General features: G+C 37.4%; 9 protein-coding genes. 2 read left to right on the top strand and 7 right to left on the bottom strand.

Going from position 1 to position 13,227, the window contains the following annotated elements; translation table 11 throughout:
• Positions 1-177: 177 nt before the first annotated feature.
• The 5 genes from nagE to IGJ24_RS05965 all read right to left on the bottom strand — a co-directional run bounded on the left by nagE (position 178) and on the right by IGJ24_RS05965 (position 7,833).
• Entirely contained in the window at positions 178-2,175 is a 1,998-nt protein-coding gene (gene nagE, locus IGJ24_RS05985) for an N-acetylglucosamine-specific PTS transporter subunit IIBC (RefSeq protein WP_289865561.1), read from the bottom strand.
• Positions 2,176-2,211: 36 nt separating this feature from the next.
• On the bottom strand, positions 2,212-3,045 hold the full coding sequence (locus IGJ24_RS05980; protein ID WP_002357655.1) for a PRD domain-containing protein: 834 nt from the start codon (positions 3,043-3,045) through the stop codon (positions 2,212-2,214).
• 660 nt (positions 3,046-3,705) lie between these two features.
• Positions 3,706-5,358, bottom strand: coding sequence for a peptide ABC transporter substrate-binding protein (locus tag IGJ24_RS05975; protein ID WP_289865562.1), 1,653 nt, complete (start codon positions 5,356-5,358; stop codon positions 3,706-3,708).
• Positions 5,359-5,375: 17 nt separating this feature from the next.
• Positions 5,376-6,752, bottom strand: coding sequence for a transglutaminase-like domain-containing protein (locus IGJ24_RS05970; protein WP_002357657.1), 1,377 nt, complete (start codon positions 6,750-6,752; stop codon positions 5,376-5,378).
• Between the two features lie 16 nt (positions 6,753-6,768).
• Positions 6,769-7,833 carry a dipeptide epimerase gene (locus IGJ24_RS05965; protein WP_129193644.1) on the bottom strand — a complete coding sequence of 355 codons (1,065 nt, stop codon included), beginning with the start codon at positions 7,831-7,833 and terminating at the stop codon, positions 6,769-6,771.
• Between the two features lie 275 nt (positions 7,834-8,108).
• Here IGJ24_RS05965 and IGJ24_RS05960 point away from each other — a divergent pair, with 275 nt between their 5' ends.
• A complete protein-coding gene (locus IGJ24_RS05960) occupies positions 8,109-8,453 on the top strand; it encodes a metal-sulfur cluster assembly factor (protein ID WP_002357660.1) in 345 nt (114 codons plus the stop codon).
• Between the two features lie 189 nt (positions 8,454-8,642).
• Here IGJ24_RS05960 and IGJ24_RS05955 read toward each other — a convergent pair whose 3' ends face one another.
• Complete coding sequence (locus IGJ24_RS05955; RefSeq protein ID WP_289865572.1) at positions 8,643-9,635, bottom strand: alpha/beta hydrolase; 993 nt, start codon at positions 9,633-9,635, stop codon at positions 8,643-8,645.
• Positions 9,636-9,780: 145 nt separating this feature from the next.
• Positions 9,781-11,091 (bottom strand): diaminopimelate decarboxylase, encoded by a 1,311-nt coding sequence (gene lysA / locus IGJ24_RS05950; RefSeq protein WP_289865563.1) that lies wholly within the window; start codon positions 11,089-11,091, stop codon positions 9,781-9,783.
• Between the two features lie 197 nt (positions 11,092-11,288).
• Between lysA and IGJ24_RS05945 the strand changes: the two genes are divergently transcribed.
• Entirely contained in the window at positions 11,289-13,169 is a 1,881-nt protein-coding gene (locus IGJ24_RS05945; protein WP_010820812.1) for a fructose-bisphosphatase class III, read from the top strand.
• The last annotated feature ends 58 nt before the right edge of the window (positions 13,170-13,227 follow it).

Here is a 13,227-nt window from a genome sequence, read left to right as displayed (position 1 = left end):
CCGTTACATTGGCCATTTTTGTGAGTGGTTAAAGTGTTCAATTATGCGAAACTTTCTAAGGCTATTTATAAATAAAAATCTGTAGAGCAAGCTATTTTGAATTACTGTCTCTACAGACACTAATACTTTCAAAGAATATAAAAAAAGGGCTGCCTTGCGGCTAGCCCTTTTTTACTTTTATTTTACGGTAACATTCCCGATTACATCATTTATTGAAGTCGTTTGACCTGCTTTTTGTAAATCGTATTGAGCAACGATATCTTGATTTGTGAAAACAACAATTAAATCTGATTTTTTGCCAGCTTGTTCTAATGCGGCTAAATCAATGGTTGCAATTTTATCGCCTTGTTTTACAACTTGGCCTTCTTCAACATGTAATGTAAATGGTCCACCTTGTAACTCAACAGTATCTAGACCCATGTGTAATAATACTTCAATGCCTGAATCTGTTTGGATACCTAACGCATGTTTTGTTGGGAAAATGCTAGTAATTTTACCAGCAACGGGTGTTGAAACTTCGCCGTCTGTTGGTACGACAGCATAACCGTCACCCATCATTTTTGCTGAGAAAACATCATCTGGTACTTCAGAAATAGGAATAACTTTCCCATTCGCTACAGAATATAATTCAGTTTCTTTTGTTGAAACTGGTGCTTTTTCTTCAACAACTGGTTGAGAAACAGGTGTTTCTTTGACTGGTGTTGCTGGCGCTTGGTGGTTATATAATCGTTGCATTTCGTCAGCAACAAATTGTACTTCCGTACCAACGATCACTTGGATATTGGTGTCATCAATGACTTTCACACCAGGAACCCCAGTTGCTTTAATTTTTGCTTGATCCACTTTGCCTGTATCTTTCACTGTTAAGCGTAAACGAGTTGTACAGTTATCAATAGAAGTTACATTAGCATCAGCGCCTAAACCATCATAAATACGACGAGCTAGAGAAGCAAATTTGTTGTCGCCTTCTGCAACATCTGGCGTTTCTTCGCCATCGCCTTCTTCACGTCCTGGTGTCATTAAGTTAAACTTAGTGATTGCAAAACGGAAACCGAAGTAGTAAATTGCTGCAAAGACAAGTCCTTGAACCACCAACATCATTGGATGATTCGCGACTGGGTTTTTCAAACTTAAGAAGAAGTCTACAAAACCTGCACTAAAGGCAAAGCCAGCTGTCCAATGCATAAACGCAGCGAATGCTAAAGAAATACCTGTAAAGACTGCATGTAAAACATATAAAGGCCAAGCAACGAACATAAATGAGAATTCTAAAGGTTCAGTTACGCCTGTAAAGAAAGCCGCAAAACCAGCAGCTAACATTAATGAAGCTGTAACTTTTTTCTTCTCAGGACGTGCACATTGATAAATTGCAAACGCGCCTGCTGGTAAACCAAACATCATTACTGGGAAGAAACCAGCTTGATACATCCCTGTTTGTCCTATAATTGCTTTACCAGTATCTAACGCTTGTTGACCAGCTAAAAAGTTCCCAATATCATTGATACCAGCAACATCAAACCAGAAAACAGAATTCAAAGCATGGTGTAAGCCTGTTGGAATTAATAGTCGGTTAAAGAAACCATACAAGCCAGCTCCTACGAAACCTAAGCTAGAGATTCCTTTACCAAAAGCAACTAATCCGTTATAAACAACTGGCCAGAAGAAGAATAAGACAGCTGAGATTGCTAACATCGAAATAGCTGACATAATAGGAACTAAACGTTTTCCACTAAAGAATGATAAAGCCATTGGCAATTTCACACCAGAGAAACGATTATACATTGCCGCGGCAACTAAACCAGCGACAATCCCGACAAAGACATTGTTGTCCATGCTGTTGAAGGCTGGGTTTACTTCAGCAATATCCTTGAAGCCTTTAATGGCTTGGATAGAAGCAGGCGCTAAAACAGTTTTTGGCACTAAATAAGCGACTAAACCAGCTAATGCTGCCGATCCATCTTTATCTTTTGACATTCCTAACGCTAAACCAACCGCAAATAATAATGCTAAGTTGTTTAAGATAGCCAAACCACCATTCATTAGAAAAGTTGTGGCTGGACTAGCGCCGATTGTTCCCACGATCCAGTTAGCAATACCGACTAATAAAGAAGCCGCCGGTAATACAGCAACTGGTAACATTAACGAACGTCCCATTCTTTGCATATACGCTTTCATTATACGTAACTCCTCACATAAACTATTTAATTTTTATTATTTGGTCATTCTTAATCGTTCAATGTGAATCGATAAATAACCAAGTTCTTCATTTGGTACTTGATAATGAAAATTTCTCATTAATAAGACTTGTACTTTTTTTGAGATTTCATAGCTTTCAGCATACTTTTTCTTTACGACTTCCAAAATTTCTTCATCTAAAACAGCATATTGATTTTGTTGGAAACGATGAATAAACAAACGTAAATGATTCACCAAACGTGAATAACTGAGACTATTTTTATCATCATGAATATCAATAGCCAATTCCTGCTCGATTAAATGAATAATTTCAGAAACGATTGTAACTTCACGGATACTTTTACTATTATCAGTACGCCCGCTGCGAGCACTATGGATATGAATTGCAATATATCCCGCTTCATCATAACTAAATGGAATCTCTAAGGTTTGTGTTAAATATTCTACAGCCCATTGAGCAATAGCAAATTCTTCACTATATAAAATCTCAATTTCACTTAAAAGCTTGTTCCGAACAATAATATTATTTTGAATATTTTCAGCTGCAAAAGCAATGTGATCACTCAACCCAATATTAATATGTTCATTCAACTTTTCACCCAATACCGTTTCAGCATGTTGGATAATTTCTTCACTCGCTAAAAAGTATTTGTCTTCAATTTGTGATAGCAGTACTTGAAGTTTTTTCAGTCCTTCTGGCTCCATCACAAACATCCGCTCCACCAATTGTCGAGATAAGACATCATTTTTAGTCTTATTAAACCCGACGCCTTTACCGACAGCTACTTTCTCCTGTCCTTCGTCAAGAACAAGTACAGCATTTTGATTTAGCACCTTTTTAATTTTCATAAATGACCCTCTTCTGCAGAAGTAATTCTAACATTTTCAGTGAAAACAACAAAAAAAGCATAGAACAATCCCGTTAAACATGTTGCGTAACCATTGTACACCACATTGTATTACGAAATTCTTCCATGCCTAGTATTATCTAGTCACATGAAAACGCTATTCATTTGTTAACAGTGCTTATTCTAACGAGTATCATTATTTTTGTCAACCTTTTTCAATTATTTTTTTATTAATTGTTGACTATTAACAAAAAAGAAGCTCTTATCGGGAAGAGGTCGGGACAGAAATGTTTAACTCCGAGAACCAAGTAGGTATTGTTCATCATCGAATCACTACGTTCTTCGTGATTCTCAACACTTGGAAGGATTAAGATACGCCGAACACTTGTGTGAGAAAGTCAATTTCGGCTTATTTCCGAAGGACCTTCACCAAGTAGGTACGATGATTTCATCTGTTCATGCTTCACAGTGAAACATCGCAACTCTTAGAGCTGTAGCTCTTTTGAAGGCTGTACTGTGACGAGACGTATGTCGAGAAAACACCTTAGAAGTTGTTGAGATCGGAGCAACGCGTAGTGTTGCTTCTGTTCCCGCCGTTTATCAGTTTTTGAGCGTGGAGCAAAAATCTAAAGTGATTTTTGTCCCACGCTCGTTCACTAATTTATTCTTTATAGGCATACTTATATGTGCTCGTTGCACCGAAGTTATGATACTGAATGCCTTTGACACCTGGTCGTACAAGCTGACTACGGGCCTCTTGGTATAAAGGAATTAAAGCGGCATCTTCTTCCACCAATACTTTTTCAGCTTTAATTAATGTTTGCCAACGAGTTTCAGGATCATTTGCGTATTTAGTTGTTGCTTCTTCAATTAGTTGATCAAACGTTGGGCTAGAATAGTTCATACGGTTACCACTAACTGAGCTTTCTAAGAAAGTCATTGGATCCTGATAATCGGGTCCCCACATGCCAACAGACAATTCATAATCCCCTTTTCTCATTAATTCAATCGCATTATTTAAAGGAACTGTTTTGACATTAATAGTGAGACCTGGCAACGTTTCTTGTAACTGGCCTTGGATAAATTCAGCAACTTTTCGGTCACTATCACCATCTCTTGAAAGAAGTTCAATGGCTACATCTCCGTTTAGCTCTGCTTTTGCTTTATCTAAATACACTTTGGCTTTTTTGGCGTCTGTTTTGACAAGGGTGCCTGCTTCTTGACGAAAATCTTCATTCGTTTCTGGGTTATATACAAATTTTTGTGGAATGTACCCATAAATTTCTTTTGAACCATCTGCTAAAATATTGTTGACTAAACTTTTTTTATCCAAAGCATAAGCTAAAGCTTTGCGGACATTCTCATTTGCAAAAATAGATGGTTTTTCGTTTCTTTTTTGGTTTAAACGTAAGGAATATACTTTTGACCGTTCGATTGCTTCATAGTCTGGGTTGTCTCGATTTTGTTTAGCAAAATCTCCTGTTAAGACAGCCACATCTAATTCACCTGATTCGTACAAATTATAAACGGTATTGGTTTCTTTAAGAACTTCAAAATGAATCGTTTCTGATTTTACTTTTTCTTTATCGTAATAGTCGGGATTACGCACAAAATCCCACGACATCGCTGACTGATCCCAATTTTTCATTAAAAACGGACCATTAGATACAATCATTTCACTAGAAGTGCCATAGTCTTGTCCTTTTTCTTTCACGAATGCTTCGTTTTGTGGGAAAAATGGAGAAAATGCCAATAAGGACGTAAAATATGGTACAGGCTTTTCCAAAGTAACCTCCAAAGTATAATCATCAAGCGCTTTGACACCCAATTCCTCTGGTGCTTTTTCCTCTTTTGTAATAGCTGTTCCGTTCAGAATCGTTCCTTCTAACAAGAAAAAGTAATTGGCTTGGTTTTTGGGATTCGCTAATTTACGCCAAGCAAAAACAAAATCATTGGCTGTTACAGCATCACCATTGGACCACTTACCATCTTCTCTTAGTTTAATGGTATATCGTTTGCCATCTTCAGAAATTTCAGGCATCTCTTTAGCGGCAGCTGGTATTAGTTGATCTTTTTCATCCAATTGATATAACCCTTCAAAGACATTGGACTGTGCGTTAATACTGGCTTCATCTTGTGTAAAAATAGAATCCATTGAACCGATTTCCGAGTTCTCCATTAAATTTAAAACTTTTTTCGAGACACTGGTTTTCTCAGTTGCTTTCTCGTCTATTTTTGTTTCTGCTGTTGTGCCACAACCTACCAAGACCGTACTAACAAATAACATAATCCCCATCATTTTTAACTTTTTCATACTATTCCCCCTATGTGTCAATCAAACGGCAACTCTTCCATGGAAAGCCGTTCTTGCGAAACTATCAAGCATGCGTAGGGCAAGCCCTCATTTTCGTACTCAAATTCTCCCCGCTGGTTGTCAATTGGGTCTGCACGCAATTGCATTTTCGCCGGCTGAAAGTCTGCCTGGATCTCACTATTTGCGACCATTCTAAAAACATCTAAATTGCCGAAATAATGATTCCACCGCTGTCTATCCCCGTCTCGGTAAGCACCTCCGCCAAAAGATAAATCCGCAAAGAGCCAGCCGTACGGTTCTATATAAAATTGTGCCCAATCATGACAGCCTGTATAATGTGTAGAAACATATAATCCCGATTGCCATTTGGCTGGTATCCCTGCAATCCGACAAAGCGTGATAAACAAAATCGCTTGCACGCCGCAGTCACCTTTTAAATTAGTTGCAGCATACTCTGAAATATTGGAAATTGTAAAATATTCACGCATGAAAGAATAATGAATCTTTGTCGTCACAAAGTCATAAATCAAGCGTGCCTTTTTTAAGGGATTACTTTCATCGCCCACAATCTCATCTGCTAAATTTCTTAAATAAGGCGTGAATCGAATATGCGGTAACTGTTCCTCTAAATCAAAGCTTGGTTGCATTTTGTCTACGTTATTTTCTTCTAACTGTTGGTAAACCATCCGATTAACATAACAATATTCAACTGTAAACGTTTGATTTTCTTTTAAGATTGTTTCAAAACACAGTGTTCGTTGAGGCGCATCTTCTGCCGCAATATAGGTTGCTTCAGGTGACGTAGCTAGGATTTCAATTTCTGATTGTTGTTGACACGCTTTGGGCAGCGGCAAATGGACACGAACACGCTCACCTGGACGCTCAAATTCTTTTTTCACCTGAATGGTGGCTTTAATTGTTGTTCTCACTTTTCTACCACCGTTTTTTTGCATTTGTTCGATGTTCTCTTTTAGTTCTTTTTTGCGGAGAATTTCTAATTGATTGCTTTCTGCTTCCCGCAAACGTGCAACATATGCCGCATTTGTTTTAATTAAATTGGCCAAAAATCGAAGTTGGAAATACGGTTCACCATCAATATAAACCCAGTCCACTAATCCCGTTTCTTTTAAACGAATTAATTCCTCTGTTTGATAATCCTGAAAAGTATCTCTCATCATTTGATCAGCTTTTGCAAAGCTATGAGGATACTCATTCATACGCATCATTTTAATGACATCTTTTTCAATTATCAAACGTTCTTTTAATGCCTGCGGAAGTTCTTTTGTCAACCAAAAATCAATGGCAATATCCGCACTTGCAAAATCGCCAAATTCTTTCACCCTTTGAATTTCCTCAGGCAAAGGGACACTAAGATACTTTAAATCATACTTCATTTGCTTTACTCCTTTTTTAATGAGAAATGCCTAATCCAGCTGCTTCTCCTAATTCCAATAATGGTTTTGCTTCTAAGGATACGCCCCCAGTTACGGGCGCAGTTTCTAAACCGAATGTCGCATCTAAATCTGCTCGTGTGATATTCTTTTGAGCAGCAGCTAAATGGGCAGCAGCCGTGATGCCAATGGTTGTTTCTTCCGCCATGCAACCAATCATGCATTCGATGCCTGCTGTTTCACAAATCTGATTAATTTTCAGCGCTTCATGAATGCCGCCACACTTCATTAATTTTATATTGATAACATCGACTGTGCCTTTTTTAACTAATTCCAACGCATCTTGAGCATCAAAACAGCTTTCATCAGCCATAATTGTCGTATTAACTTGTGAAGTAACGTATTTTAGACCTTCTAAATCGCGTCTTTTAACTGGCTGTTCCACTAATTCAATTTGATAATCTGCTAATTCTTGAATCGCTTTAACTGCTTCTTTGGGCGTCCAAGCCTGATTCGCATCTAAGCGGAGCTTGATATCAAAGCCAACTGCTTCACGAATCGCTTTTACTCTTGCAATATCAGCTTCAATTCCTGTTCCGACTTTAATTTTTAATGTATCAAAACCTAGTTTGACTTTTTCGACGGCTTTTTGTGCCATCACATTTGGTTCATCAATACCTAGTGTAATATCCGTTATTACTTGGTTATCATAGCCGCCTAACAATTGATAAAGAGGCAGTTGGGCTTTTTGACCCATCAAATCATAACAAGCAATATCGATTGCTGCTTTTGCCGCTGGAGCGAAAGCAGATATTTTATCCATCACTTCATGAATTTTCTCAATATTAAAGGGGTTTAAGCCAATGATTGCTTGGCCAAATAATTCGATCGTTTCAATCGTGCCAGCCAACGTTTCACCGGTAATAAAAATGCCTGGCCCTCCTTCTCCATATCCAACTAATCCCTCTTCTGTTTCAATTTCCACAATTGCACTATCCGCTGATTCTATCGTCCCCAAAGCGATCGTAAATGTTTCTTTCAGTTTAATTTTCGATGCCCTAACATGTACCTGCTTAATTTTCATAAAATCCTCCCTTTGATATTTCCAATTGACTGAAAATTCAGTTTTTTAAAAATATCCAAAAATTAAATTTAGATTGTTATCGATCATTCTAAACTCATTGTTTTCTAATGTCAACAAAATAATGAGATTTCGATTAAAATAAAATGAATTTCGAATTTTATGAGCTTTTTTAATAAATCAGTAAATTCCATGACATGTGAGATACTTCTCATTTACAAACATTCTTAAAAAAGGTATGATAGTAAAGAGGCAACTTGCAAAGGAGTAGAAGACGAATGAGTGAACAACCTCAACAACGTTCAACCGAAGAAGTTGAAGCAATTAAAGAAGATATTTTAACTGCATTAGAAACAGTGATTGACCCTGAATTAGGCATCGATATTGTTAATTTAGGACTAATTTATGAAGTTGAATTTGCAGAAGAAACTGGTGATACTGTCATCAAAATGACCTTAACCACAATGGGTTGTCCGTTAGCAGATGTTTTAACAGAACAAATCCATGGTGTTTTAAAAGATATTCCTGAAGTGAATAATATCGAAGTAAAATTAGTCTGGTACCCTGCTTGGACAACGGATAAAATGAGCCGTTACGCACGAATTGCTTTGGGTATTCGCTAGTTATTTCGAGACTTTGATTAATGATAAAAACCGCCTGAAAGAACTGACTGATTAGTTTTTTTATGTGGTTTTTTGTTTAGCTAATAGTTTACTAGTCCAACTTTATTATTTTTCTTTTTAAGCACTTTAAATTTAGCTAAACGAGTCAGACAAAAAAAAGACATGGAATCATGAAAATCCATGTCTTTTTTAGTCGGATGTTGTTTTTACTGCAGGACAGTTTTCTTCCAAAAATTCAAAAATACTACTGTAATAATTTTCAGGTTCGTACACACTTGAAGATAAATGTGGTGCTTTAGCAACAATGAGGCCTTTTTTTATCCCCTGAGTTGCCGCTAAATTTTCTTCAAACATTGTCATTGGAACAAAGCGATCACCTGTACCGTGAATAAAAAATGTCGGCAACGTATTTTTGTGTAATTGTCTCACGGAAGAAGCGGTTTTCAATTGAAAGCCATAGTTATTTAATGCTAATTGATTAGCAATCGTTAAAATAGGAAAAGCGGGTAAATGAAAAGATTCATGTAGGACATATTTAAATTCATCATAGACAGAAGTGTAGCCACAATCCACTATTAATCCGCGGACATTCTTTGGTAGCTTTTCACCACTTGCCATCATGACGGTAGCAGCTCCCATGGAACCGCCCACTAAAATAATTTCTGCTTCCATATCAATGGCAAGAACTTCACTAAGCCAACTTAATAAATCTAACCGATCCAGCCATCCCATCCCAATTTTATTCCCTGAACTTTTCCCGTGCGCACGCAAATCGGGAACTAAAACATTGTAGCCTTCTTCTGCAAAACGTAATGCAGTATAGGCCATATCGCGTTTTCCGTTTGAACGATAACCATGCACACAAATCGCCCAACGATGGTTATCTGGATAAGGAATAAAGCACCGTGCATACAATGTTTCATCTTTAATTTTCAACCAACGATCTTCAGCAAAAGACTCTGTCCAAAAAGCTTCGCCTTCTTGTTTTTGTTGTTCTTCTATTTTAGTATATCTTGTTTCTCGTTCTTGAAAATTATCAGGATTTAATAACCGATGCCCTTTTTTATGATACCAAGGGTTGTCTTTAAGCAACGCGATTTTCAAAAAATAATTGGCAATGTAAACAGAAAAAACAACGCCAATCATTGCAAAAATGATCAGTAACCCGAGGAGCCATTTCATCTGCAAATCACACCCTCTTCTAAAGTATTTCCTTCTTCATTTAATATACTATGGATTTTTCATTTCTGAAAGAAATCACCCTTACATTTTGTTATTTTTTGAAAAAAAACAGCCGTCTCAAAAAGAGGCGGCTACTTTTAATCTATCAACAATCCAACGTTGTCATATCTTCATATGTCTCACGGCGAGCAACTAATTTTGCTTGTCCATCTTCGACAAAAACCACCGCTGGTCGAGGATTTCGGTTGTAATTACTTGCCATTGAATAACCGTAAGCCCCAGTACTACTAATGGTCAATAAATCCCCTGCTTTAACTTCTGGCAATAAAATATCTCGAAGTAAGACATCTCCTGATTCGCAATATTTACCAACCACTGTGACTTTCTTGACTGAATCATGCCCCTCACGATTCGCTAGAAATCCATCATAAACCGCTTGATACAAAGCAGGCCGTATATTATCACCCATGCCACCATCTACGGAAACAAAATGACGAACACCAGGAACCTCTTTTTGCGCGCCAACTGTATATATCGTTGTGCCCGCTTCGGCAATTAAACTGCGGCCTGGTTCAATCCAAAGCTCAGGCAGTGGATACCCTAATTGTTCACAATGACCTTTCAAGGAATAAACAATTTTTTCAACAAATGTTGCTGGTGCTAATGGCTCATCTTGCTGCGTGTACTGCACACCAAAACCACCACCCATATTTAAAACACGTGCTGTAAATTGATGGACTTGCCGCCAGTCTTCTAAAATAGTGAACATTTTTTCAACAGCAGCTAAAAAGCCTTCCACAGCAAAAATTTGCGAGCCAATATGGCAATGGACCCCTTGTACATCAAAAGAGGGATTTGATAAAAGGCGAACGAGCGCTTCTGTTGCCTGGCCACTTGCAACATCAAAACCAAATTTTGAATCTTCTTGGCCTGTCAAAATGTAATCATGTGTTTCTGCATCCACGCCAGGACTCACCCGAAAAAGAACTTTTTGTGTTTGGTTTCGTGTAGCTAATAATTCTTCCAACAAGTCAATTTCGTAAAAATTATCAATGACAATTGTACCTATTTTGTTATCCAAAGCATAACGTAATTCTTCAGGAGTTTTGTTATTTCCATGGAATTCAATTTCCGCTGGCTCCATGCCCCCTTTTAAAGCTGTGAATAGTTCTCCACCAGAGACAACATCACAAGCAATATCTTCTTCCTTTAACACTTGATAAATAGCTAAACAACTAAATGCTTTACTTGCATAAACCACTTTATTTTTGATACCTAATTGATTTAACGTTTGTTTAAAACCACGTGCTTGTGCGCGAATATGAGCGACATCATAAACAAATAACGGCGTCCCGAATTTTTGCGCCAACTTTACGGTGTCACAACCACCGATTTCTAAATGATTTTCCCGATTCATTTTTGCTGTACCAAATAACATGTTTTCCCGCCCCTTCATTTTGTTTTATTAAAAATCATAGCATAAAACCCAGTAGCTTCCTATAATTTTCCACATTTTTCTCTGACTTTCTCCTGTTGCTTTTTTTCGCCAAATAGCCTACAATAATTGGCATACGAATAAAAAACCTTTATTATCAAGACTTTAATCTTTTAAATAAAAATTGGTATATACGAAAAAGAAAGAAGGCAGATGACTTGGCTACACTGAACCGCGATCAACAAATTGAAGAAATTATTAATTTGGAAGCAATTTTGAATTTACCGAAAGGAACAGAACATTTTGTCAGTGATTTACATGGTGAATTTGAAGCTTTTGACCATATTTTAAGAAATGGTTCTGGGCGAATCCGAGAAAAAGTTCAATTTTTATTTAAACAAGAATTAAATGCCCATCAGATGGACGAGCTTTGTTTTATTATCTACTATCCAGAAGAAAAATTAACACTTTTAGAAAATGAAAGCGCCCTCTCTTATGAATGGTGGCTATTAACGATTCGCCGTCTGGTTGAAATCGTCCGTTCTTCTTCGATGAAGTACACACGTTCTAAAGTTCGCAAAGCCCTTCCTGAAACCTATGGGTATATTCTCGAAGAATTGATTTATCAATATGATGAAACAACAACCAAAAACGGTTACTATCAACAAATTATTGAAAAAATTATTTTACTAGGTGAAGCCAAACGTTTCGTGACAGAATTAGCTTATCTAATCCAACGTCTGATTATCGATCACCTACATGTTATTGGGGATATCTATGACCGGGGGCCAGCACCAGATAAAATTATGGACCGATTAATGTCCTATCACTCCTTGGATATTCAACTAGGCAATCACGATATGATTTGGCTGGCTGCTTATAGTGGTTCACTGGCTTGTTTAGCCAATGTAGTACGTATTTGTGCTCGCTATGGAAATTTAGATTTGTTAGAAGAACGTTATGCTATCGATTTAACCGCCTTAAAAAAATTTAGTTTAGAAACGTATAAAGAAAATCCTGCTTTTGCACCCAAGAAAAATCCCTATCGTGCGTTAACTGAAGCTGAAAAACAAGTAGCGATGCGTGTGCAACAAGCCATTGCCATTATTCAAGAAAAACTAGAAGGCCAAATTATTGGTCGACGCCCTGATTTTAACTTGGCACATCGGCTACGCTTAGATAAGATTCAAGGGGAAACTATTACTTTTGACGAATGTCGTTATACATTAATTAACAGCTGTTTCCAAACCGTTTCTGAAGAGCAGCCTTACCAATTAACACGTGAGGAAAAACAGATAATTGATGATTTATTAACGCAATTTCAGTCTTCACCGCGGTTAACAAAACACATGCGCTTTCTAATGGAAAAAGCTTCTCTTTACCTTGTGTATAATCAAAATTTATTGATTCATGGCTGTCTGCCTCTGAATGCGGACGGTACTTTTCAAGCTTATACATTTAAAGGCCACTCCTATTCAGGAAAAGCTTTAGTTGACTTCTTTCAAAAAATGTTAGAAGAAGCTTACGCTCAGCCTGCTATTACAGATGACTATGCGACAGATTGTTTATGGTATCTTTGGTGTGGCGAAGGTTCCTCATTATTTGGTAAACGAGCTATGAAAACCTTCGAGCGTTATTTTCTCGCTGAAAAAGAAACACATTACGAAGAAAAGAATCCTTATTACTCTTTGCGTGATACGGTTGAAGTTTGTGAAAGAATCCTAGATGAATTTGAAGTGACTGGTGAAAATCGACATATCATTAATGGCCATACACCAGTTAAACGAACAAAAGGCGAATCGCCAATCAAAGCAAATGGCACGCTTCTCGTAATTGACGGCGGCTTTTCAAAATCTTATCAGACAATTACTGGGATTGCTGGTTATACATTGTTGTACAACTCGTTTGGTTTACAACTGACCGCGCATAAATCTTTTTCTAGTAAAGAAACAGCCATTTTAAATAATCAAGACATTCATTCCATCAAACAAGTCATCGATCGCCCCTTACAGCGGTTATTGGTGAAAGATACCACTATCGGCAAAGAGCTATTAAAGCAATCGCAAGCACTCCAAAAACAAATGAAACAAAACCAGTAGTGCCGTTAAAAAGACGCTTGCGCTCTTATCCGAAAAATGATTAAATGGAGGAGTTGAG

Source organism: Enterococcus sp. DIV0546, assembly GCF_051712785.1.
Taxonomy (GTDB): domain Bacteria; phylum Bacillota; class Bacilli; order Lactobacillales; family Enterococcaceae; genus Enterococcus; species Enterococcus faecalis.
Note: the sequence above shows the minus strand (reverse complement) of the source record. Positions and strands in the feature narration are given on the sequence as shown.